Source organism: Thermogutta sp., assembly GCF_039793925.1.
Classification (GTDB): Bacteria; Planctomycetota; Planctomycetia; order Pirellulales; family Thermoguttaceae; genus Thermogutta.
In genome coordinates, this window is sequence record NZ_JBAMME010000232.1 from 1 (window position 1) to 23,597 (window position 23,597).

Consider the following 23,597-nt stretch of genomic DNA (forward strand, 5'->3'; position numbering starts at 1 on the left):
CCGCCGTGAAGGATGTCGTCCCCCGGCCCGCCCACCAACAGGTCCTCCCCACTGCCACCAAGCACATGGTCGTTGCCCTCGCCGCCGAAGACCCACACCGGCAACCTGACCAGGGCGCTGGTGCCTACAATGTCGTCCCCCTGCTGCGTGCGGATGTGGACCGCCAGGACCTGCTGCGGCTGGTAAACGTACCATCTGTCATCAAGCCGCACCTGGATGCCGCCCGAATCGGCCACGACCACCGCCACCCGATCATCCCCGGCCGTCCCATGCACGTAAAGCGTGCCATCGAACCCCAGGAACGCCCCGCCCTCGAATCGCCGAGCCTCCTTGCCTCGGGCTTGTTCTCCACCGGCCACCGAAGTCGGCTGCGTGGGCTGCTCAATCTTGGCCCAAAGCGTATAGTCGGCCTCGATCTCGGCAAACGCCGCCTCGATCGCCACACTGTGGCGGGCCCCAGCCGTCGAGTCCGCCGGATCGCTCACCCCCACCCGCGCTACCAAGCCCTCGGCTCCTACGCCGTCGCCCGAACGGTACACCCCCACCTCGAACGGCTCGGCCGCCTCGCCGACCACGTCGTATTCGACCACCAAGTGCCTGCCGTCGCCGTAAAACGCGGCCAGCACCACGTCTGCGGCCAGCATCTCTCGCGGCGCAAGCGGCTCGAACCGCAAGCTCCGCGGCTTCAGCCCCGCTGGCCTCCTGGTTCGCTTCGGCTTGGCCGACAATCGCCGAAAGATGCTCCACGTCCAAACCGGCTTGTGCATAGCCCGACCCCTTCGTCCACAAAACACCGCGGAAAAGAAGCCCGAAGAGCACTGCCCGCTACCCAGTGGCCCCGGCCGACTAGACGCCGCCGAAGAACACCAGCTTTGGCCTCAAAACCGACCGCTGCCATGGGCACTGCCCTGGAGCCAAACGCCGCCTACGCTTCACTGCAAACGATCGCTCCCTACCGGAAATCCATGGCGCTGCTGAGCGTACCACAAGGCGCCCCCCGTCAAGAGCCTGGCGCGAAAAATCTGCGGGGAAACAGAAAATCGCCTCTACCGGGGGGAAATCGCAGCAAGGTTGGTGTTGGGCGGTGCCCACCTTGCGAAAACTGGCGAGGGGTTGGCTTTGCCATGAGGTTTCGTCCGTTCTCTTTGTCCGCCATTACCGAGGGTTTGCGTCGGGCCGGCGGGGCAGCAAACGGCACGGCGGGCTGGAGCTGCGTATTGCCGACGCATTCTCTAGCATGGACCATGTTATCCACATTCCACGGAATTGTGGCCACGGTTGATGGCCCCATGCTTCGGTGCAGGTTGATGCAGGCTGTCGAGCACCGAGCGGAGCACCGGGGCAGGGTGCGTTTGCCGCAACTGTTTGCGCCCGTTTCGCTTTGGGCGAACTCGTCTTGTGACTTCGGAACCGAGGGTTGGGGGTTCGAGTCCCTCCGGGCGCGCATGGTGTGAACTCCGGCCCAGGTGCCGGAGTTATTTTTTGCAGGGAGGTGAGCTCAGACCTCGCCGTGTTTTTTCGCCCCCGGCCACTTTTGCCGCGAATAAACCTCGGAACTCGTCGTGCCTGTATATCAGACCGCAGTAGGTAAGCGTCTGGGCGCGATTCTTGGGGCAGCGGCCTCGATCAGTTACAATATTCTCTTCCGTCGAGTCGCAAAAGTGGAATGGCTGTTTTGCTCCGGCTCAATCCGGGCGCTGGTGTCAGGAATTGAACTACCTTGAGAGGACCCTTCTATTATGGCAAGTTGCGTGCTGGCTTATTCCGGAGGATTGGATACCTCGGTCATCCTAAGTTGGTTGGTCGAGACAGGTTACGACGTCCACGCGGTGTATGTTGACCTGGGGCAGCCATGTGAGGATCGTGAGGCGATCCTGGACAAAGCGAGGAAAATCGGGGCGAAATCCGCCCGACTGGTGGATGCCAAGGAAGAGTTGTGCCGGGATTTCGCGTTCCCAGTCATGCAGTGGGACGCTCGGTATGAAGGGGTCTATTTGCTGGGCACGTCCATAGCGAGGCCTCTGATTGCCAAGGTCTGTCTTCAGGTTGCCCGGGAGGTAGGTGCCGATACTTTCGCCCACGGTGCCACCGGCAAGGGTAACGATCAGTGCCGGTTTCAGCTTGCTGCCGAAGCTCTGCAGCCCGGAATTAAGGTTCTGGCTCCGTGGCGATTAGCAGAGTTCCGCCAGAAGTTTCCCGGCCGGAAGGAAATGATCGCCTATTGCGAACAAAAGGGAATTCCTGTCAAAGCAACGGCCGCGAAGCCGTACAGCTCGGACGAAAACTGTCTCCATATCAGTTATGAGGCCGGACGTCTGGAAGATCTTTTAGTAAACGGGGTGGAATTGGTTGAATTTGGAATGACCACGCTGCCGCAGGAGGCGCCTGATCGCGTGGAAAAAGTAACCATCGCGTTTGAATCGGGTGTTCCCACGCGGGTGAACGGAGACAGTCTCAGCGCGTATGAAATTGTTAGCCGATTAAACGAAATCGGTGGACGTAACGGCGTGGGGCTGGTGGATATGGTAGAAAATCGGTTTGTGGGGATGAAGAGCAGGGGCGTCTATGAAGCACCGGGAATGACACTCCTGTACTTCGCCCATCGGCAAATCGAACAACTGACGCTCGATCGCGATGTGATGCACTTGCGGGACCGGCTGGCGCCGGAAGTGGCAGAACTGGTCTATTACGGCTTTTGGTATTCCGCCAAAATGGATGCCTTTCTGGCGATGATTCGCGAGATTCAGAAACCGGTGACTGGGGAGGTCACCCTCGGCCTGTACAAAGGGAATATCTTCGTGGACCGCCGGGCCAGCCCCAACAGCCTCTACGACGAGGGCATTGCCACGATGGAAGCAGGCGGGGACTACGACCAGAGTGATGCGGAAGGATTTCTCCGGATCCAGGGTCTTCCGTTGCGTGTGCAAGCGCGGGTACGACCGAGAAGCTACTGACTCTCCAGGGGCTTTGCCGCTTCCCGTCAACCGACGCGAACTGGGCTCAGGCCCGGCAAACGCTGCCGAGAAGCTTGATTTCGGTCAGGCTTCAACCCATTGGCATACCGGACGGCTCGCTGTGCAATTACTCTTAATCGCGCTGAGCTAAAGGCTGAGATGCCGCTTCCAATGCAGAAAGGAGGCTCCTGGCAAATTGTCGGAGTTCGAGAAGCACTTCGTGTTTTGGCCGGGTCGCTGCTTCCGCGATTCGCCGAACGAAAGCCGATCCCACAATCACGCCATCGGCAACCTGCGCCACCATTTGTGCGTGTTCCGGCCTACTGACGCCAAATCCCACACAGATGGGGAGATCGGTCTGCTGCCGTAACCAGGCCACATTGTCCACCACACTGCGTGGTAGTTCCGAGCGTTCACCGGTAATCCCGGCGACGGACACATAATAAATGAATCCCCGGCCTTTTTGCGCGATTTCGATCGCCCGAGGACGCGGCGTGGTGGGCGTAATCAATTGGATCAAATCGATGTTCGCTCCGTCGCACACTGCACGAAGGTCATCCGATTCTTCGACCGGCAGATCAGGGACGATGAGACCAGCTAAACCAGATGACCTGGCAGCCTCGACGAACTTTTGTATTCCGCGGCGAAAGACGATGGCGTAACTCACCATCCCCACGATCGGAGTTCCGACCTTTGGAGCGACCCGGGCGACGGTGTCGAACACCGCGTCCACCTTAATCCCATTCCTGAGTGCCCGGGTGTAGGAGGCCTGAATAACCGGGCCATCCGCGATGGGATCACTGTAAGGGAATCCCAGCTCAAGGAGCGCGCACCCTTCTTCTGAAAGTAGTTCGATCACCGCCTGGGTGAACTCCAGGTTGGGATCACCTGCCGTGAGAAATGGCATAAGCGCCTTCTTTCCACGCTGACGGAGTTGACAAAAAGCTGAGGAAACAGCGGACATGTTGATTACCTGCTACAAGCCTCCAGTTTATCCGAAGAAGAAAACACAGAGAGTGACCCCAGGCCTATGAGAAGTCCTGCCCAAGCAGTCGCGCGACCTCTTGAGTGTCTTTGTCTCCCCTGCCAGAAAGGCACACGACGACCACCTGGTCATGACCAAGCGTCTGGGCCAGTTCCATGGCTTTCGCCAAGGCATGGGCGCTTTCCAGGGCAGGCAGAATGCCCTCCAATCTAGCCAGGGTCTGGAACGCTTCCAGAGCCTGACGATCACTGACATTGGTGTAGGTGACGCGTCCCGTCTCTTTCCAGTAACTGTGTTCCGGTCCCACACCTGGGTAGTCCAGGCCCGCAGAGATCGAATGCACGTCTGCGGTTTGTCCATCCTCGTCCTGCAGGACGTAGGAGTAGGTACCGTGAAGGACCCCAGGTCGACCGTAACAGAGGGTTGACGCATGATCTCCGAGCCGGGAAGAACGGCCTCCAGCTTCAACGCCGAGAAGTTTCACGTCGTCTTCGATGAACGGATAAAACATGCCAGCAGCGTTGCTGCCTCCCCCTACACAGGCCACAATCCAGTCGGGGAGCCGCCCGAATTGTTCGAGACATTGGGCGCGGGTTTCCTTCCCGATGACCGATTGAAAATCGCGGACAATTTGCGGGAAGGGATGTGGGCCAGTGACTGATCCGAGACAGTAGTGGGTGGTTTCAACGGAACTCATCCAGTCTCGAAGCGCTTCGTTGATCGCGTCGCGCAGCGTTCGGGATCCACTGGTAACGGGCACCACCTGGGCCCCTAGCAACCGCATGTTGAAGACGTTCGGCCGCTGGCGACGCATATCTTCTTCGCCCATGTAGATGACGCATTGAAGGCCGAACCGGGCGCAGGCCGTGGCGGTCGCCACACCGTGCTGACCTGCCCCTGTCTCCGCGATGACGCGGCGTTTTCCCATTCGCACGGTTAAGAGCGCCTGACCGAGCGAGTTGTTGATCTTATGCGCCCCAGTATGGTTGAGGTCCTCCCGTTTCAAATAAATGCGAGCACCGCCGCAAAATTCTGATAATCGCTCAGCATAATAAAGGGGGGAGGGACGTCCCACATAGTGGCGGTACAGGTGTTCAAGTTCCCGGTGGAAAGTGGGGTCCTGCGTAGCTCGTTGATATTCAACCCAAAGCTGGTCAAGAGCCGCGATCAGGGTTTCCGGAACGTAACGTCCTCCGAATGGACCAAACCGACCACGTGCATCGGGAACTTTCGAGAGCGAATGGGCAGTCTGCTGCATGGGATTTTGTCGCGCAAACAGGGGACACAGGTTCTCAACCTGAGTTCATTCAAACACATGGCCAGGCGAGATGTTGACACTGCACTATCAACTATCAATCCTACACTAAAATCTCAAGAAAACGCAGTCCCACTAGCCCCGTGCCGAGTGTGCTGGTGTTCCGCACCAATCTGGTTTGGCAGGTTAGGAAAGTCGCTCGACTCCAATAGAGACGATCATCGGGAATCGATCTTGGCCCCAGCAAAAACCGCAGCGTGAGTTCACGTTGCCACCGCGAGCCGCGTATCGAACATCGCTCGTTGCCGAGTATTCGTGACACCGGTATAGTTTAAACGTGGAGGTTTGGGCAATCCAAGTCGCGTTGGCTGTCAGCTGTGTTCGGCTCGGGTCGAAGAAATGTGGTTGAAGAAGGCTAAGGAGGATCAATCGAAACTGTGCTCATTCTGCTGACAAATGACGATGGAATCTATGCGCCAGGATTGGCTGCTCTGGCTCGTGCGCTCAGGCAGTTGGGAGAGGTGCACGTTGTGGCGCCCGCCACGGAACAAAGCGGTGTGGGACATTCCATCACTTATTTACGCCCTCTCATTCTCAAGGAAGTCTTCCAGGGCGAGGACCATTTTGGGTTTGCGGTCGATGGCAGCCCGGCGGACTGCGTCAAACTTGGAGTGACGGAATTATGCCCTCGTCGTCCTGACGTTGTGGTCAGCGGAATCAATGTGGGACTCAACGCGGGTATTGCCGTGTTGTATTCAGGGACCGTCGCCGCCGCTATCGAGGGGGCGTTTTTCGGGATCACGAGTATCGCCGTATCGCTTCAGTTCGAGGAAAATCCTTTGTTTGACCGTGCGGCAGAAATCGCAGTCCAGGTCATTGCCCAATTGTTAGAGAAAAAGCCCGAAGGAACTCGGCTCTTTAACTTGAACATTCCAACCGCGGCTGTGTTTAATTCACAGCCCGAGGTGTGTGTTGTGCCTATGGACGTGCGTCAGTTCGGCGAGCGGTACGAGAAGCGCGTGGATCCGTGGGGACGCACCTACTATTGGGCAACGGGTGAGCCGGCGCCCGAACCCGGAGACCACGGGACCGATCTTTCCGTGTTGGCTCAGGGAAAGATTGCAATCACGCCGCTTCACTTTGACCTAACGGCTCACAGCGCTCTCAAAGCCCTTGAAAAATGCCGGTTCTTTGTTCAACAGCCGCAGGCCCGGGAAACCGGGATCTCGGTTTCGGCACCACTGGTTGTGCGGTCCACCCGGCGATTACAATCGATTGTGTCGCCAGACAGTGATCAATCCTGAAAACGCTCGGTGACGAGGTGCCGCCATGGCCCGATTCCGCTGGAAGAGATGGATCACCTGGGGTGGTGGAGTGGTCGGGCTGGTATTCTTGATTGGGTGTTCCACCAGTTCCGACGAGTCTTTTCGGGTAACGCCCAAGCCGAGCAGTGGCGGGCAAGTCACCACGGCTCCGCCTCCGGCACCGTCCTCGCCGGCAACTCCGAGCCCTCCTGCCGCGGGCCAGCAGCGACGTCCGGTAGCGATGCCCCCGGGAATTGCACGTCCGGAGGATGTGACAAGCGACTTCGGAGCCGCTCCACCCCCTGTAAGTCCACCCAGCTCTCCACCGGGTTCGGCGATGGTACCACCGCCCCCGACTAGTCCCCAGGCGCTACCAGCGGCTGCTCAGGGGCAGTATGTGAAGGCGGATGTGGGGGTCGGACAAAAAGGGAGCAGTCTCCAGCCCGGCTTCCTGACGACGCCTGTTTACGTCTATTTCCGCAGCCAGGAACACATGGCGTTTCGTATCCAGGTTCCCCAGGCTCTTCAGCTATTCGAGGCTGAACACGGCCGAAAGCCCGAATCCCACGAAGAGTTTTGGCGGGAAATTATTGAGAAAAACAATATTCAGCTGCCCAGGCTACCACCTGGGCATCGATATGTGTACGACCCGCAAAGAGGAGAACTCATGGTGGAAGTTCCGGCTGGATCGCCACCGCCTTGATCTTCAGGAAAAAGGGAGCGGAGCGGCCTAGCGCGGTATGTGGTCCGATGAGAGCATGTGACTCGTCTTTCCTCTGCTCAGCATCCCAGACTCCCCAGCCGGTCGAATCGCCGTAAAATCCGAGCGAGATTTCTGCTGCCCGGGGCGATGGTGTTCCCCCGGGAAAGTGCAGATCGAAGCCCGCGGATTACAGTTGCATCGCAGCGCCACGTAATTACGCTAGAAAAAGGCGGTACCTGGGTAAATAACTATCTACAGGTTGCGTATGCATTCCGTTGAGAAATCTTTTCATCCGTGGACTTATCGTCGTGGAAACCCGAGCGGGCGAACGGTAGGCTTTAAATGGCTCTTGTCACTGTTCTTTTCTGGATGCCTGCTGTCGTCGCCACCAGGAGCGTGGGGCGAGAGTTGGATTTTTCAGCCTTCTTTTTTTTCCCATAACGATCAAGGTTCCCGCGTGGCGCAATTTTCTCAACCACCTCAAATTACGTTACCTTACGCACCAAACTACGTCGTCAGCGGTTATCGCCATACTCGGGCCACGATCCGTGGGGCGGAGAGCTACGATCACCTCCACATCGTCAAGACGTGGGGACTGGGCGCGTACATCCGACCATATGAGGAGTGGGAATTTCCGTTCCGTCCGGGCGCCACTCCGTTCGGACCATGGGGCAATCCCCAGGGGCCGTGGACTCTTCCGTTCCAGTCATGGGTCAATCCGTTTGCTTTGGGGCAGCTTCCGAACCCGCCCTGGTGGCTTTATTTCCCCTGGACGCCGGGTCTGTTGATGCCTCCCCCCGGGCCTCCTAGTGGCGGCTCAGCCAACCCGTGAGATGGGCGCCACGCTAGCCGCTTGTCTTGTTCTGCTTGTGCGGTATCGGTCATGCGGCTTCTGTTTGTTGTAGGGCGGAGCAAAGCGCTAGTTCATTCTGCGGGGAGAAACGCCCGACTGATAGCCAAGAGGCTATCTTTGCTTGACGGGTCGCATTTTTCGGGATTTGGGTGGCCGGTCCGACGGGCGAGTTGTGGTATGGGCGACAACGAACAGAAACCCCAGGAACAACCGAAGCCACCGCCGCCAACGCCGATTCTCAACCAGGTTATCCTGGCTGTCATCGGCCTGCTGCTTGTCCTTTCCCCGATTGTCGTGCTTTCGGGTTCGGGGTCGATTGCGGCCCTGCTGGCAAAAGTCCTGTCCGGAGAGCCTGTGCTCACTTCCCTCAGGATGGGTGATGGTTCTGAAGGTAAGTCATCTGCCCCTCCAGAACAGGCGGAAAGCCTGCCACCGATAGTGGAGATGAGCGAAGTGTTCCGCTTCGATGTGTCCCCCGATTGGGTGGTTTCGCGGTTCCCACGCGTGACTAGCGGTCTGGCCATTTTGAATTTTCAGGGCTACAGAGTTCCCCTTGTGACTGGCACCGCTGAGGACGATCTGGCCGGTACGGTCACCTACTACTTTGACGCCTCGCGACAGGTTCGGAGGATTGTGTTCGAAGGGACGACCGGCAACCCCAATCGGCTGCTAGCCTTTCTAGCCACGTACTACGGATTTGTCTACCGTCCTACGAATAACCCCGCAGTCTACCTGTATGTTGTGCCGGAAGAGGGATCCCGCGGGGAAACCCACAGCTATCTGTGGATTCGGCCGCGCGGAATTTTGACTAATTCCGATCCCCAGCACCGTTTCGATCTCAGCCTGGTCCTGGAGCGGCCGAGCAGGTAGCTGTTGGCACTGGGCGGCGGTTGCTGGCGTGATCTGTCCTCGGACGCGAAGCCAAGGCGCTGCCATCCCGGCCTGCCCATCTCTACCGGGCAGTTTCCGAGTTGCCGTCAGTATCCCGCCAGACCACAACACGTTTGCGCTCCGGCTCGATGCGCATGCGGACCTCACCGTCGTGGAATACCCGCACCGTCCCACTGGATTCGCTGACGCAAACCGCCACAGCTTTTGTGCGGCGGGTGATAGCAGCCGCAGCCCAGTGTCTCGAACCGAGGCCTTTGCTGAGAGAGATTCCATCAGCGGAGCAGTCAATGTGACGACATGCAGCCACGACGTACCCGTCTTTGCTGATAATGAAAGCCCCGTCGAGCTGCGCGATTTCTTTAATTCCCTCGCGAACTTTGGAATCGAAGAGGTTGCGCTCCCGTTTGCTATATCCCCGAACAGGGTCAAAGCCCAGAGGCCGAGTGTGGGCGAGCACCCGGCGGGTATCCCCGATGACGAAAATTGTGCCAACCGGTTTTCCTTCACGGCCTTCGCGGCCAATCTCGATGGCCAGATTAATGACGAGCTTGAGGGTTTCGACCGGAATGTCCGTTTTGAGCTGACGTAACTCGCGAACCGTGAGCCGCCCCAAGTAATCGGACAACCGAAACAGGCTCAAAGTGTCCAGGGACGCTGCATCGAAGGCCCCATACACCGCGACCAGATCGTCTCCCAGGGCCACGTACTCCTCTGTCACGCACTCCACAAGGGCCTCCGAAAGGCGGTCTTGCGGTGACGACTCCGGCATGTTGGTGATCACGACAGGGACTTGCGAGTTCTGGAGAGATTCGGCTTGAGCAGGCGTGTCGACAGCCACAATCAGTTTTTGATCTCCCAGCAATCCCGTCACGCGGGACCAGTCTGCCTTTCCCGACCACAAAACGAGAATGGCTGCCGCTTCTACAGCCTTGGCCACCGCCACAGCATGCTCCAGAAGCAATTTCACGTTTTCAGTCAGACGAAGAGTTTCACCGCCTGTAGGGAGAACCGACGACTTGGGATCAGGAGCAGCCGATGTCCGGGCTTCAGGATTCATAGATCGGAGGAAACAAATGTGGTCTCGAGGCCAGGATGGTACTCTCGGGCAGCCGGCTCATTCCCGCACATATGGGGATCAGACTTCATCATATTGGTTTTTTGCTGGGCGAACAATGTGGGCTTGCAGGCTGTGTTTGCCTGATTTATGTGCAAAACTCGGTCGTCCCCTCATAAACCTCCTGACGCACCGGTGCGGCTAGCCAATGCCAATGGTTCCCTTTAGCATCTATTAGTAGCGCCATATGTGCTGTAACGAAGCGTCCTTGCACCCCGCTCAACGGTGAGATGTGAAAGGAGTGTCGCCATCATGTTTTCCGGGATTGTTGAGGCACTGGGAACCGTCGCAGCGGTCATTTCGGAGCCCCCAGGGGTGCGACTCGTAGTCCGCGAGCCCCGGATTGCTGCGGAAACCAGGGTGGCCGATAGCATTGCCGTCAATGGGTGTTGCCTGACTGTCATCGCCGTCGACGGAGACACCTTTGCGTTTCAGGCGGGGCCGGAAACCCTGTCCCGAACGAATCTGGGTGACCTTAAAGAGGGAAGTCGTGTTAATCTGGAGCGATCCTTAAAAATAGGGGATCGCCTGGGTGGGCATTTTGTCACCGGCCACATTGATGATGTGGGTTATCTTGTTCAACGAGAGGATTTCGGGGAGTGGTCGCGGTTCTGGTTCAAGATCCCTCGCCGACTGGCTCGGCAGATGGCCCCCAAAGGTTCCATCGCTGTTGACGGCGTAAGCCTGACAATTGTCGACAGTGAGCCTGAACGATTCAGTGTTGCGCTTATTCCTTACACGCTGGCTGTGACCACTTTGGGACCGATGAAAGTGGGTGATAAGGTGAATCTGGAAACAGACATTTTAGCGAAGTACGTGGAGAGGCAACTTGAGGCCAAAACCTGGCCGGTGTGAAAACGCTTGAATCTTGAGAATCCCTAGAGGGAAACGTCGCTGAGCCCAATGACCATGGCAGGTTCACCGCGACAAACCCTGACGTTTGTGCGAGAACGTCTGGAGGCCGCTGGAGTTCGCCCGAAAACAGATCTCGGGCAGAACTTCCTTATTGACCTCAATCTACTGCGTGTTCTGGCAGATACGGCCCAATTGGGCCCCGAGGATGTAGTCTTGGAAGTGGGCACGGGAACAGGCAGTCTAACCAATTTGCTCGCCGAACGTGCCGGGTATGTCATTTCGGTGGAAATTGACCCCAAGCTTCACGCAGTCGCCAAAGAGTTGGTTGGTCAAAAGCCCAATGTTCGACTGTTGTGTCAGGATGCCCTGAAGAGTAAAAATCGTTTCCATCCTGCGGTGCTGGAGGCAGTCGCGGAGGTGCTGGGCGAGGGCAACCGACAATTCAAGCTGGTAGCAAACCTGCCCTACAACGTGGCCACTCCGGTGCTGACCAATTTGCTGTCACTCGACCGGCCGCCAGTAACAATGACGGCGACGATTCAAAAGGAGCTGGCAGACCGGATTGTTGCCAGGCCAGGTACCAAAGACTATGGGGCGTTGAGTGTTTGGATTCAAAGCCAGTGTCGGGCGAAAATTGAGCGCACGATGCCGCCTCAGGTATTTTGGCCGCGGCCGAAAGTGTTTTCCGCAATCATTCATATCGTCTTGGAACCAGAGCGGCGAAATCGTATCCGGGACCGGGAGCTGTTTCACAACTTCATCCGCGGGTTGTTTCTTCATCGAAGGAAGTTTTTGCGTGCTCAGGTGCTGAGTGCCCTCGGTAGAAAAACGGACAAAGCGGCTGTGGACGAGGTGCTCGGGAATCTCGGATTCGATCCACAATCTCGCGCGGAACAACTGGATGTGGAAAGCATCTTGCGCCTTTACGAGGCACTTCGTGAACGCTTCCAAGGCAGTGCTTTTCCAGCGCCAGAAATGGAAGCTCAAAGATCGAGCAGTGGGGAGCCCTGCGCAGAGTATCCTTCAGATTCGCCAAGCAATTCAGATAAAGCCTCAGACACCTAGCACTTTGGCTGCTGTGCATGGGTGGTAAACGGCGGAGAATTCAGTGTTATGGAGCAACAGTGAGACCAAGTCCCCCGCAGAGTACAATAGGCAGAAAGGCAAGCTTTGGCGGACAGTGGCGGTTCTTTTCGAAGAAGCTCAATGCTTTTCGGGTGCTTTCGCGGTAATGAGCTGTTCAAGCGGCGAGAAACAGTGATTCGAGGTTGAGAATGTGCGACGTTGGAAGTTCGTCAAAAATGGAATTTATCGAGATGCTGGGACGCCAGCTCTTGAAGGTGGTGACCGAAGGAGGACCGACGCCGGAGGAATTGGCCAAAGTCGGCCTCAAGGAAGATAGCATTGTTCGAATCAATCGCCAAGGGGATATTGAGATTCGTCGCAAGGATCGCTGGGATCTCATTGGTGGCCTGATCGGTGACTTTGAGACGCGGGTGAAACGCGAGACGGGGCTGGATTGGGCCTAAGAGGCGCCCAGCCTAACAAACGCAGGTTTCTGACGAAGGATCATGGGGGCTATTGTTCTCTTCATCTGGAACTGTCAACGCCGGGTCACCTTCACACTCTGTGGCCTCAAGCTCATCACTATCGGCCGCCGGTTGATGGACAAGCTCCCATGCCTGAATCAGTGCCTGGAAGCCGATGAGAATGTCGGTGGTGGTTAATATTCCGGCGAGTTTCCCATCCCGAACAACGGGAAGAGAGGAAATCCCCTGCTGAACCAGGAGTGTGATGGCCTGGCTGATGGGGACCTCAGGATCCACAGTGGAGAGTTCGGCGGTCATCACGTCCCGCGCCGTGGAGCCGGTCCGGCAACAGGGATCATGCGAACTGATGACCCCCAGGGGCTGCCCGTCGTTCCCTGTGACCACCAAGTGTCGGATGCCTTTCTGTCGCATGATGTGGCAAACGCGTTCCAGTGGTGTGTCGGGAGTCACGGTTTGCACCTGCTCCGACATAAAGTATTGCACGGGCAGGTCTATGATGCGGCGCTCGTCGAGAAACCGACCGAGCACTCTGCGAAGCAGATTTCGTTTGGCAAAAAGGGTCCGACGGTGGACCTCTCGAAGTTGTTCAGCTGTCATGGATTGAGGCTTGGGCTGCTCACGAGCACGCCGGCGAGGTGATTTCGCAAAGCTCATGACCAGGACCACTGCGAAACACAACCCCAGTAACCCGCCGAGAATTGTGACCACAAAGTCCAAATCCGTGGCAGTACGGGAACCGTGTTGGACAAGTGTCCGCAATTTCTGGTCGATGAGCGGTTGCGATATCACAAGATTGGCGCTCTCAGCGTTGGACGGCATCACGGCGGTATATGCCCGCTGAAAAATAAAGTGGGTCATCCCAGAAACGGCCACGAATCCCACCATTGCGGAAACGATCAGAAGTAGAAGGAAAATTGCGTATTCCGTGGTTGCAGCGGCTGCTTCGTTATAAAGGAAAGAAACCTTTCTCTGCTCTTGCTCACTCTGATGCGGAAAATGGAGACTCCATGCCGAGCACATGTGGTTTCCCCTAAAGTCAATATGATTACATGACCGAGAAGTAGTTTGCGACGGCGATGTCGAAATATTCAGGCTTTAACTCGGGCGTAATCTGAAGGTAATTGCAGTAGTGGAGGACCTGAAGCATCAGGTCCCGGGGCTGGCAGAAGCGGAACGGTCTCCCTATTGCCTTGTAGTGTTTTTCGATTAAGTAATTCACAGCGTCTTCGTTGAACTTGATCCCCAACTGTGGCGCAAGGATACGAAAGAGCTGCCGGAATTGCGCTTCCGAGGGATCGACAACCTCGATTTTGTACGGAATGCGGCGGAGAAAGGCTTCGTCCACCAACTCCCGGGGTTCAAGGTTTGTGGAAAAAATAATGAGCTGGTCGAACGGGACGGTGATCTTTTTCCCGTTGGGGAGGTTCAGGAAGTCGTATCGACGCTCCAAAGGGACAATCCAGCGATTGAGTAACTCTTGGATAGGCATTCTCTGACGACCAAAGTCGTCAATGACGAGCGTCCCACAGTTGCTCTTCATTTGGAGCGGGGCCTCGCAGATTCCTGTGGAGGTGTTGAGGGTGACCTCCAAAGCCGACATCGTCAATTCGCCCCCGGCGACAATCGTAGGTCGCCGAATCCGAACCCAACGCTTGTCGATGTGCCGCGTATCCAAAAGTCCCTCCGGATCAGGAAGCGGTACCTCGAAATGGTTCACTGGATCGAACACCCGGATGATCTCTCCGTCAACTCCGATCGCTCTGGGGATCCAGATGTAAGGTCCGAACGCTGCCGTTACCCGCTCGGCGATGGTCGTTTTGCCATTTCCTGGGGCGCCGTAGAGAAACAGACCGCGACCGGAGTTGACAGCAGGCCCCAAACGGTTAAGCATTTCCTCGCTGATGACGAGGCCCGCCAGTGCACGGCGCAAATCATCCCGGGTCGGACGCTGCTTCGTCATGGACTGAATGGCCACACTGGCCACGTAGTCTTTCAGGGAAACAGGAGCAGCGCCAAAATAGGTACAATGTTCCGCAAATCTTCTGGCCCGCTCCCGCCCCAGTTCCGTCAGCTCGTAAACATAGTCGTTCATTGGGGCGTCAGAGCGATGGACGACTAAGCGATCTCCCTTCATCCGCCGCATCAGAGGATCGATGATCTTGAAAGGGAGCTTCACCTGATCGGCGATCTGACGTCCCGTAGCGTCGCCCACGTTAAGCAGAAACTTCAAAATCAGGGCTTCGACCTCGCTTTCGGTGAGCTGCGCGTCTTCTAAGGTTTCTGGCTCGATCGGCACAAAGTCCGTTTCCGCCCACTCTTCAAGGGATTTTGAGGGCAATCCCTCTGCTGGGGGTGATTGCTGGTGGGGCGGTCGCGATTCTTCCGCGGCTGCCGGCCGTGCGCCGACCAGACGATGCAGCCGTTCCACGAGCTCGTCCAGTTTTCGTTCGTCTGATGAAGCGCTGCCAGCCGATTGACCGGTGAGCGGCGTGATTCCCATCTCCGGCTCCGATATTTTTTAACTTTCTACACCCAATGTTGACTTAACACAGTGCTCTGCTAACGTAAATTCTCTGCCCCGTTTGCCATTTCCCAGAGTATCCTTCGTAGTAAAACATAGCTTGCGGGAACGCCCGCCGTGCCGTTTCGTCGGAGCTGATTCCTTATGGAAAACCGGCCATCGCCAGCTTCGACGCAGTCCCGTGGTTACGGAACGGAGTGCTCCAAACGAAGCAATCAATGTGGCTTGAAAAGAAAAGATGTCAGAATATCACCGAGACGACTCAGAGCGAAAGCCAGTTGGGAATGGAGGCCTTCGTGTGGGGGGGGTAATTTACCTCAATGCAAGGCCGTTGATTTGGGCACTTCCAGACTTGTGCCCCTGGGCCCGAATCTCGTTCGACGTTCCCAGTCGCTTGGCGGCACAGTTGGCCGCGAGGGAGTTGGACGTGGCCATCGTACCGGCTATCGAGGCTTTTCGCTTCCCAAATTATGTCGTGCTCTCGGATGCGTGTATCGCGGCAGCAGATTTTGCTCGCAGCGTTGTCATTTTCAGTCGGGTCCCTCTCGATGAGGTTAAAACACTGGCTTTGGATGCTGCTTCCAGGACCAGTGCCGCGGTTTCCCGGATCCTTCTCGCGGAGAAATACGGTGCTTTCCCCGAGGTGCGCGAGTTACCGCTGGGGGACGATCCTGCGAACCTGGATTGTGACGCGGTTCTGATGATCGGCGATCGGGCGATGACCGTCAAGAGTCCACCGCTCCCCCACGTGCACGACCTCGCCGCGGAATGGTGCTCCTGGACCGGCCTTCCTCTAGTATTTGCCGTATGGGTGGCACAACCAGCAGATCGGGATTGGAGGCCAATTGCCCGGATTTTCGCGGCTGCTCGTGACCGTGGACTGGCCGCCTTGGATATCATTGCAAAGAAGGCCGCGGAAGACGTGGGGCTCCCCTATAGCGTGTGTTACGAGTACCTTACGAGAAACCTCCATTTTACGATGGGTCCAAAAGAGCATGAATCCCTCGACCTGCTTGGCAGACTCGCAGCAAAGTACGGATTTATCCCGGCGAACAAGCGACTTCGAGTCATCAATTGACCGAATCTTGGATCGGGTCGTCGGTGGCAAGCGACTGACCGACGAAGAGGCGCTCAGCCTGCTCGAACACAGCAATCTCACCCAGCTTGGGGAGGCTGCCTGCGAGGTATCCCGGCGCCTTCATCCCGAGCCCTATCGCACGTACAACATCGATCGGAACATTAACTATACAAATGTTTGCGTTGCTGGATGTCGTTTTTGTGCATTTTATCGCAAACCGGGCGATCCCGAGGCTTACGTCATTGATTACGAGTCGCTCTTTCGAAAAATCGAAGAGACGCTTGCGCTGGGCGGGGATCAAATCCTGTTACAGGGTGGTCTCAACCCGAAACTGCCGCTCCATTGGTACGAGGACCTTTTGCGAACAATTAAGTCGAAGTATCCGCAGATCAACATCCATGGTTTCAGTCCGCCGGAAATTTATTTCTTTGCGCGGATGTCCCGACTGAGTCTGGAAGAAGTTCTCGGACGTTTGAAGGAGGCCGGGCTGGGGAGCCTCCCTGGCGGGGGCGCGGAGATCCTCGTAGATTCCGTGAGAAAACAACTGGCCCGCGCGAAAGTCGACACCGACGGTTGGTTAGCTGTTTGCCGCACCTGGCACCGTTTAGGGGGCAAGGGGACCGCCACCATGATGTTTGGCCACGTGGAGTCGCTGGCCGACCGCGTTGCCCATTTCCGCCGAATTCGTGAACTGCAGGATGAAACCGGCGGTTTTACGGCGTTCATTTGCTGGACGTTTCAGCCGAAAAATACGGAGATGGAGTATGTGCCCAAAAGTGGTGCGTTCGATTATCTGCGGACGCTTGCGGTCGCGCGACTTTACCTTGACAACATTCCTAACATCCAGGCGAGCTGGGTCACCCAGGGTGCGCGAATCGGTCAGCTCTCACTGTGTTTTGGTGCGAACGATATGGGCAGTTTGATGATTGAAGAAAACGTGGTGGCTGCGGCGGGTACCCATTTCCGAACTTCAGAACAGGAACTCCGGTTGCTTATTTCGCAGGCCGGCTACATTCCGCGCCGCCGAAACGTGTTCTACGAACTGCTCGACGAGTGAACGGGATGTGCAGTCATACCGATGAGGGCAAAGCTGCGGAGGCACGAACGATTCAGATTGCTCCACGTGGAGAAGCGCTGGAATTGGTCGCCCGTCAATTACCCGCGGAGTTTATAACGCGACTGAGAAAAATACTGCCAGACTCCTCCCTTTCAAGTTGCTTGTCAAGTTTTCTCGATCCGAAATTCGTATGTTTTCGGGTCAACACTTTGAAGACCGATCCACAAACACTGGAAAAAGAACTGGGCGAGATGGCCGTTGCATTTGAAAAAGTGCAATGGTTGCCGGAAGCCTATTTGGCACCGCCATCCATGCGGGATGTCCTCACTCATTTGCCCGCGTTTGCAGAAGGACGGCTGTACATCCAGGACCTTTCCAGCATGTTAGCCGTCCAAGTGTTGGACCCGCAACCGGGCGAAGAGATTCTCGACCTGGCTGCCGCGCCGGGGGGCAAAACCTGTTTTATTGCGGCACGTATGCAAAATCGGGGGCGTATTGCGGCTGTGGAAGTAGTTCGTGAGCGGATGTACAAACTGCTGGCCAATGTGCGGACGGCCGGTGCGCAAATTGTTGAGGCTTATCTGAGGGACGGCCGAACCGTGGGTAATAAAACCCCGAATCGGTTTGATCGTGTAATGCTGGACGCTCCCTGTTCGTCGGAAGCGCGATTTCACCTCACAGAGCCGGAAACCTATGCCCGATGGAGCCTTCGGAAGATTGCGGAGTGCTCGCGCAAACAGCGGGGACTGCTGGTTTCAGCCGTGAAGGCGACCAAACCGGGAGGTCTAATCCTGTATTGCACCTGTTCGTTCGCACCGGAAGAGAATGAAGCTGTTGTTGATTACGCCCTCAGAAAATTGCCAGACGAATTGGAGGTCGCTCCCATTTCGCTTCCGATTTCCAATTGGATGCCGGGACTACTGGAATGGGAAGGCCAAAGATTTCATCCCGATGTGAGTAAATCGGTGCGAATTCTCCCGACTGCGGAAATGAGTGGATTTTTCTTGTGTTGTTTGACCAAGCGAAAAAGGTCCATTGTGGCCCGAACCTGCGAGTCGTCGCGGCGATCAGAAAAGGCACGCAACCGGTGGCGTTTTAAAGAACCGAGTCGAAAGGTCGGAGACGAGGAAAGCTGTTGAGTTTGCTCATCCCATCCATGCGGCGTTCTTCGGGCGCACCAGTAAACCTTGGATAAAACATCAGATGCTGATGACGGGAGCTTGGTCAGGAAGCCAAGCCGCCGCCCACGTTGATGAACGCTGCTCTTCGGTCGTCGCCGTTGGCTTTCCTGCTTGCCAACAGTGACCGCGCCAACTACCGTGATAAATTGGGTTGGATCGGGAAAGTCGAGCGATAACCGTGGATGGTCGCCGTTGAGCAGTTCGGGACGCGGAAACGTCACGTGATGGGAGCGACACCAAAATCGATCGAAAGCTGGCGGCCGTGGTTGCTTGGGATTCTCTTAGCCCTTTTGACCTGGGCTTACTGGAATGCCCTTTCGGAGGCTGCTATTTCCTGGCGCGGCGAACAATACTCGCATGGGGCGCTCATGCCGCTTGCTGCTGCTGCCATTCTGTGGCTGCGGCGCCTGGGTGGCAAAGCGGACTGGCGTCCCCAGATGCCCGGTGAGCTGCGGCGTCTGATTGTTGCAGGAGGCTTAGTCGCCATCGGCGGAGTGACGTATCTGGGTGGGAAAACACTGGGAGAAACAGCCCCGCCCAGTGATTTGGCACGGGGGATTCTTAGCTCGGGCCTAATATTTCTCGCTGCGGTCTTTTACGCCCTGGGTCTTATTTTGGGTGTTGTTTTTGCTGCAAAAAGTTGGCTGCACGTGGCGAAAGAGCCTACTTTGCCGAAAGGCGCGCCGATGGGCGAAGGCCAACGTCCCTCCGTGATCCTTCCTGTCTCACCAAGGGGGGCGATTTCCGCGGCATCTGAGGGTCATGACGCTTTGCACATCAGCAAGGCCTGGCCCGGCTTGCTGCTTCTCCTGACAGCGACGGGGCTGCGATTGGCGTTTACGTATTTTGGACTCGATGTGCCGGCCATGGCGACCTTCTCTTTGAGTTGCCTGGGTGCCGTGCTCGCGGTGATGAGCACCCGGGCCATGAAGTGGTGTTGGCCCGCAGCTTTACTGCTCCTGTTTTCTTTCCCGCTGCCTTTTGGTCTGGAGCGAGCGCTTCTGGTACCTCTGCAGGGTCTGGCAGCATCAGCCGGCACCTATCTTCTGCAGACAATGGGGCTTGAAGCCATCAGCGAGGGAGCCCATTTCATCAAGTTAGGGGACCTTCAATTGGGGGTGGTGGAACAGTGCAGCGGGCTCCGCATGGCCACGGCCTTTTTAGCGCTGGTGGTGCTGTATCTGCTTGTCGCGGAGGTTCCGCGATGGCAAATTCCCGTGCTGATTTTGAGCGCTGTACCCATCGCCTTAGTTGTGAACATCGTGAGAATCACTCTTACAGGCTTTCTGTACGTCTATGCTGGTCGGGAGTGGGGACAGCGGGTCTTTCATGATTGGGCCGGACTCTTAATGCCGTTCTTGGCCGTCATCTTGCTGGTCGCCTTGCGTGCGCTTTTGGATTGCCTGATAGTCTTTGAGGAGGAAACCGAGATACCTCTCGCCCAACGGGCAAGGAAGAGCGTCAGGCAAGGTTAATGTCACAAAAGGTTGACATTTGGCGGCTCCCCTTAAACAATCATCGTGAAGATGCCCAGCGCTGCCGTTTACCCGGCCGCTGGACATGCTCTCGCCTTGAAGAAAAGTGGATCAGTAATATGGAGGGCCCTCCCATGGCAGACTCGTTTGTCGGCCTTTCTCCGATGTTGGCCGAAAAAGCCCGGCGTTTGATCGATTTGTTGAAAGGCTTTGGATCGTGTGTGGTTGCGTTCTCGGGCGGGCTGGACAGCACCGTGGTGGCCAAGGCGGCCCAGGTTGCTCTGGGTAATAAGGCTTTGGCCGTGACGGGAGTGAGCCCCAGCCTGGCGGCCATGGAACTGGACGAATGCCGAAAACTGGCGCAGCTTATCGGCATTCGCCATATCGTGATTGAGACGGAGGAGCTGTCTAACCCGGCCTATCAGCGCAATTTGGGTGATAGATGTTACCACTGTAAAAGCGAGCTATTTGGCAAACTGGGGGATTGGGCCGCGCGATTCGGGATGGCTGTCGTCGTCGATGGTTCAAATAAAGACGACCATGGTGATCACAGACCCGGTTTAAAAGCCGCCAAAGAAAAGAATGTGCGAAGCCCGCTTGCGGAGTGCGATTTCACAAAGGGAGAGATTCGCGAACTGGCAAAATATTGGGGCTTGCCGGTGTGGATTAAGCCAGCATCCCCCTGCCTGAGCAGCCGAATTGCGTACGGCGAGGAGGTCACTCCTGAACGACTCATGATGGTCGAACGGGCGGAGAGTTTCCTGCGCGAGCACGGTTTCACAACGTTACGGGTGCGGTACCATCGGGGTGATCTGGCTCGAATTGAAGTGCCTTTGGAGGATCTGCCTCGTCTCATGGATAACACGCTACGGCAGACGCTGACCCAAAGATTTGCGGAGATTGGTTTCAAGTTTGTCACTGTCGATTTGAACGGTTTTCGTTCCGGAAGCCTCAATAATCTGCTTCCTGCCGAAAGCCTTGAAATTTTTTCGCGGCCAGAGGGGGACGTGTTGGCAGCCGTCAAGGGCAGGGAATAGTTCGGCCAATCGTTCATTGACCCTGTGCGGCTCACACATCTCGTGGGAAGTTCATTCTTAGAAGGACGCTGTGTACTCACAACGTAGGGCCGTTTTTTTCATGAGCACGCTATCGAGAACGCTTACGTCCTGAAACTGTGCACGCGAAATGATTCAGGTTATTGGGGCGGGAATGCAGGCCACAATTGGGGAGTTATTGGAGAAGCTACCTGCGGAGTCGGTCCCTGAGAGGGCGCCACCAAGGCAGGAGGAGGGGGTGTCTGGGGGTCTCGGGGTGGAGACACGCTGGGTTTTGTCGGGACTTCTCCCACTTGTGCCGCGGTGGATTCCCGGTTCGAAGTCGATGATCCTTTTTGGTCCTGTGCGTTCTGTAAGCCGTCCTGGGACAGTTCCGTGAAAGGTTCCGCGTAAAACGCTTCTTCTAGCAGGCTGACGGGCTCACGCTGTGAACTGAGATCGATCAGTGGCACATCCGGGAGCCTAATCGGTAATCGTTCCCCAGCAAACTGAGTACCCTGATAAATTGTCCCTTTCTGGAATGGACCGGCGCCAAAGATCCAGACGTCGCTCGCGTCACTTTTGGCCAGTACGGCTCCCGACTGCCAAAGAGGCCGGCCGGTCTTGCGGTTGTAGGCGAAGAGAAGAATTTTTGTGACAGCACTCTGCTGGGTCTTTTTTATGAGCGGAATCTCGGGAAGCGCGGTGGGCAATCCGACTGCATTTACGGCGGGTGGTAGGTTGACCTGCGGGATCCCTACGAGCACGCTGTGCATGTCGGTGCCAACAGCGCCGGATCGCACTTCCACGATGTAATCTGCTTCTTCTTTCTTCTCCCGTAAAATGGCCCCGTGAGCCAGCAGTTGTTGGCGGAGCGAACTGACCAGGTAATTGGAGTCCACGACGTCCTTCAAGTACGTGTCATCGAGATAGACTTTCTTGCCCGATAGGGCGCGGAAATCCAGCCTGCCCACGGCCTGGTCCATGGAATCGGAAATGAGAAGCTGCTCTGTGGCGGTTCGACGGGTCTCCGACCACTTTGTCGTCCCGCAGCCGACCGCGCCTGCGCAAGCCACTCCTAGAACCAAGCCGACGGCCGCACGTGCTGCTCGGCGAATCCAGGCTAGGGAACCCGTGGTTGTGTCTTCAATGAGCAAGGCCATGGGGTATTCTTGAGGTGGTACCGGCCAAGGGAATGCACACCGGCCGCCCCCTGCGCCGGCGAAGTTGCCTCATCAGTGCGCGAGGGACGGATTATACGGAAAACCGGGCGATGGGAAAAGGTTTTTTCTCCGCCATGGAGAGTCGTTTTGGCTGTCGTCTCAACGACGCGGAACGGGGCAAATTATTCGTCAAGTGGTCGGAGTGCTCAGGTGTTGAATTAATACCGCCCTTCGGCACAATCCCGTGACGACTTGGACAATCCCAGCAATCAGATCAAACTAATTATTCTTGTCGAAAAAGGAAGCGGTGTGAGTTTGTACTAGGTGGGTAAAATCACTAGGGAATGGCCCGAAGTAAACGCTTGAGGGCTATTGTCATGGCATAGCCGTACTGCCCTTGATCTAACACATGGAAGATGTACCGATCCGCGCCTGCTTTATCGGCGACCCAACGCACATGACCGGTGTTGTGGTCTGTAACACGAATTCTCTCAAATGTGAAAACGGGATGGGTAGTTTCCCCAAGGGGATGCAGTTGCCCCTCGGCGTCTACTGAGAGTCCTGCGGCGTGCAGGAATCCTGCCGTGCACCACATGTTCCTGTCCATGGCATTCATCCGGGCTACAAGTTCCGGATTTTCGGGTGCCAGAAGGGCCTGGAGCCAGCTCAGGGATCCGTGTTTTAAGGACAATTCTTCCCGAAAAACATGTGCAAAAAAGTTCCTCAAACCTACGGATAGTTCGGGGAGTACTTCTCGCTGTTGGAATCGGTAGTAACTCGCATATTCGCTGACTTCAAACCGCCGGACGTCCTCAAAGCACGGCATCCAGTACACGGGACAAGGTAGAGCGAACATCGCCTGATAGGCTTCGAGGTCCAAAGTCACATTCCACTCCAGAGGAGCATTTTCAGTGAGTGGTCGACTTGTGCCCGCGTTAACGTACACTCCGACGCATTTTTGGGAGAAACTCTCACTGTCCAGATGCGCTGCCATAGCGATATTGCGACAGGTGCCCGCGACGCTGATTGCGACCGGGCGCGGAGCATTCCGCATCAGCGTGAGGAGTGCTTGGACGCCCCACAATGCCCGGCCGTCGCCCTGGTTTTCGCGCCATTCTTTGAACGATTGTCCGGACCCAACGAGCACTGGGACAGGCAGTCCGGTGAGGTAGTTCAATTGGGCCACTGCATCTATATCGGGGTCCTTAAACGAGCCTGGCCGGGGATAGTCTATAAATACAGCGAGAAGTTCGACCAAGTTCTGGTGGGCCAAAGCGTATGCCGTGGCAAGGTCCCAGTGGTCATCGGGATCATCGTGGGGCCGATACAGGTCAGTTGCCACCACCAGCAAAGGGCGTTGCGTGGGGGAAGATTTTTTTGCTCGTTCTTCTGTTTGTTCTCGGTGCTCGCTTCTCAACCCGCCGAGCAAAATAGACCCAGCGGCAGTCACGAAGTCACGACGGCTCACGGCATTGGGTGCCGCGAGAAGTGATTCGTTAAAAGGCATCGGAGATTGCGATCGGTTTGAGGAAAGTTTGTAAAAAATGCTTGTCCGTTGACGCGATCCTGCTTCAGTGGGTAGCTTCATGCTAAGAATGGTAACCATCTTACTGGAGTAACGCAA

At 56.6% G+C, this 23,597-nt stretch carries 20 protein-coding genes, 1 tRNA gene and 1 pseudogene; 14 read left to right on the plus strand and 8 right to left on the minus strand.

The features are described from left to right. A pseudogene (locus tag ABJK56_RS10220) lies at positions 1–767 on the minus strand (hypothetical protein); the annotation flags it as partial. 600 nt (positions 768–1,367) lie between these two features. On the opposite strand from ABJK56_RS10220, the gene ABJK56_RS10225 reads away from it, so the two are divergent. Beyond that, positions 1,368–1,444 (plus strand) — tRNA-OTHER (locus tag ABJK56_RS10225). A 295-nt stretch (positions 1,445–1,739) separates the two neighbouring features. Beyond that, entirely contained in the window at positions 1,740–2,954 is a 1,215-nt protein-coding gene (locus ABJK56_RS10230) for an argininosuccinate synthase (RefSeq protein ID WP_347244568.1), read from the plus strand. Positions 2,955–3,087: 133 nt separating this feature from the next. On the opposite strand, the gene trpA is transcribed toward ABJK56_RS10230, so the two are convergent. Next, a complete protein-coding gene (gene trpA, locus ABJK56_RS10235; protein ID WP_347244569.1) occupies positions 3,088–3,918 on the minus strand; it encodes a tryptophan synthase subunit alpha in 831 nt (276 codons plus the stop codon). Positions 3,919–3,982: 64 nt separating this feature from the next. Continuing rightward, complete coding sequence (gene trpB / locus ABJK56_RS10240) at positions 3,983–5,197, minus strand: tryptophan synthase subunit beta (RefSeq protein ID WP_347244570.1); 1,215 nt, start codon at positions 5,195–5,197, stop codon at positions 3,983–3,985. Between the two features lie 434 nt (positions 5,198–5,631). On the opposite strand from trpB, the gene surE reads away from it, so the two are divergent. The 4 genes from surE to ABJK56_RS10260 all read left to right on the plus strand — a co-directional run bounded on the left by surE (position 5,632) and on the right by ABJK56_RS10260 (position 8,924). Next, positions 5,632–6,498, plus strand: coding sequence for a 5'/3'-nucleotidase SurE (surE, locus tag ABJK56_RS10245; RefSeq protein ID WP_347244571.1), 867 nt, complete (start codon positions 5,632–5,634; stop codon positions 6,496–6,498). 25 nt (positions 6,499–6,523) lie between these two features. Continuing rightward, positions 6,524–7,201, plus strand: coding sequence for a hypothetical protein (locus ABJK56_RS10250; RefSeq protein WP_347244572.1), 678 nt, complete (start codon positions 6,524–6,526; stop codon positions 7,199–7,201). 457 nt (positions 7,202–7,658) lie between these two features. Next, a complete protein-coding gene (locus tag ABJK56_RS10255) occupies positions 7,659–8,033 on the plus strand; it encodes a hypothetical protein (protein WP_347244573.1) in 375 nt (124 codons plus the stop codon). A 198-nt stretch (positions 8,034–8,231) separates the two neighbouring features. Then, entirely contained in the window at positions 8,232–8,924 is a 693-nt protein-coding gene (locus ABJK56_RS10260; protein ID WP_347244574.1) for a DUF6690 family protein, read from the plus strand. An 82-nt stretch (positions 8,925–9,006) separates the two neighbouring features. On the opposite strand, the gene ABJK56_RS10265 is transcribed toward ABJK56_RS10260, so the two are convergent. Then, complete coding sequence (locus ABJK56_RS10265; protein ID WP_347244575.1) at positions 9,007–10,002, minus strand: diadenylate cyclase; 996 nt, start codon at positions 10,000–10,002, stop codon at positions 9,007–9,009. Positions 10,003–10,311: 309 nt separating this feature from the next. Here ABJK56_RS10265 and ABJK56_RS10270 point away from each other — a divergent pair, with 309 nt between their 5' ends. The 3 genes from ABJK56_RS10270 (at position 10,312) to ABJK56_RS10280 (ending at position 12,443) form a co-directional block, all read left to right on the plus strand. Continuing rightward, a complete protein-coding gene (locus ABJK56_RS10270; protein ID WP_347244576.1) occupies positions 10,312–10,914 on the plus strand; it encodes a riboflavin synthase in 603 nt (200 codons plus the stop codon). A gap of 54 nt (positions 10,915–10,968) precedes the next feature. After that, positions 10,969–11,979 (plus strand): 16S rRNA (adenine(1518)-N(6)/adenine(1519)-N(6))-dimethyltransferase RsmA, encoded by a 1,011-nt coding sequence (gene rsmA, locus ABJK56_RS10275; protein ID WP_347244577.1) that lies wholly within the window; start codon positions 10,969–10,971, stop codon positions 11,977–11,979. A 236-nt stretch (positions 11,980–12,215) separates the two neighbouring features. Then, the gene (locus tag ABJK56_RS10280; RefSeq protein WP_347244578.1) at positions 12,216–12,443 is read left to right on the plus strand and encodes a hypothetical protein; all 228 of its coding nucleotides are present in this window, start codon (positions 12,216–12,218) and stop codon (positions 12,441–12,443) included. Positions 12,444–12,455: 12 nt separating this feature from the next. Here ABJK56_RS10280 and ABJK56_RS10285 read toward each other — a convergent pair whose 3' ends face one another. Both ABJK56_RS10285 and ABJK56_RS10290 read right to left on the minus strand, forming a co-directional pair. Beyond that, positions 12,456–13,484: a CBS domain-containing protein gene (locus ABJK56_RS10285; protein WP_347244580.1), complete on the minus strand. Its 1,029-nt coding sequence runs from the start codon at positions 13,482–13,484 to the stop codon at positions 12,456–12,458. A 25-nt stretch (positions 13,485–13,509) separates the two neighbouring features. Further along, positions 13,510–14,964 carry an AAA family ATPase gene (locus ABJK56_RS10290; protein WP_347244581.1) on the minus strand — a complete coding sequence of 485 codons (1,455 nt, stop codon included), beginning with the start codon at positions 14,962–14,964 and terminating at the stop codon, positions 13,510–13,512. Positions 14,965–15,283: 319 nt separating this feature from the next. On the opposite strand from ABJK56_RS10290, the gene ABJK56_RS10295 reads away from it, so the two are divergent. The 5 genes from ABJK56_RS10295 to larE all read left to right on the plus strand — a co-directional run bounded on the left by ABJK56_RS10295 (position 15,284) and on the right by larE (position 20,813). Further along, complete coding sequence (locus ABJK56_RS10295; protein WP_347244582.1) at positions 15,284–16,063, plus strand: menaquinone biosynthesis protein; 780 nt, start codon at positions 15,284–15,286, stop codon at positions 16,061–16,063. A gap of 7 nt (positions 16,064–16,070) precedes the next feature. Then, positions 16,071–17,120, plus strand: coding sequence for a cyclic dehypoxanthinyl futalosine synthase (gene mqnC / locus ABJK56_RS10300; protein ID WP_347244583.1), 1,050 nt, complete (start codon positions 16,071–16,073; stop codon positions 17,118–17,120). A gap of 5 nt (positions 17,121–17,125) precedes the next feature. After that, positions 17,126–18,259 (plus strand): RsmB/NOP family class I SAM-dependent RNA methyltransferase, encoded by a 1,134-nt coding sequence (locus ABJK56_RS10305; RefSeq protein WP_347244584.1) that lies wholly within the window; start codon positions 17,126–17,128, stop codon positions 18,257–18,259. A 224-nt stretch (positions 18,260–18,483) separates the two neighbouring features. Then, positions 18,484–19,776, plus strand: a complete 1,293-nt coding sequence (locus ABJK56_RS10310) for an exosortase/archaeosortase family protein (RefSeq protein ID WP_347244585.1) — start codon at positions 18,484–18,486, stop codon at positions 19,774–19,776. Between the two features lie 134 nt (positions 19,777–19,910). Next, the gene (gene larE / locus ABJK56_RS10315; protein WP_347244586.1) at positions 19,911–20,813 is read left to right on the plus strand and encodes an ATP-dependent sacrificial sulfur transferase LarE; all 903 of its coding nucleotides are present in this window, start codon (positions 19,911–19,913) and stop codon (positions 20,811–20,813) included. A gap of 158 nt (positions 20,814–20,971) precedes the next feature. On the opposite strand, the gene ABJK56_RS10320 is transcribed toward larE, so the two are convergent. Together ABJK56_RS10320 and ABJK56_RS10325 are read right to left on the minus strand one after the other, a co-directional pair. Further along, positions 20,972–21,973 (minus strand): DUF6655 family protein, encoded by a 1,002-nt coding sequence (locus tag ABJK56_RS10320; protein WP_347244587.1) that lies wholly within the window; start codon positions 21,971–21,973, stop codon positions 20,972–20,974. Positions 21,974–22,310: 337 nt separating this feature from the next. Next, the gene (locus ABJK56_RS10325) at positions 22,311–23,480 is read right to left on the minus strand and encodes a hypothetical protein (protein ID WP_347244588.1); all 1,170 of its coding nucleotides are present in this window, start codon (positions 23,478–23,480) and stop codon (positions 22,311–22,313) included. Between the last annotated feature and the right edge of the window lie 117 nt (positions 23,481–23,597).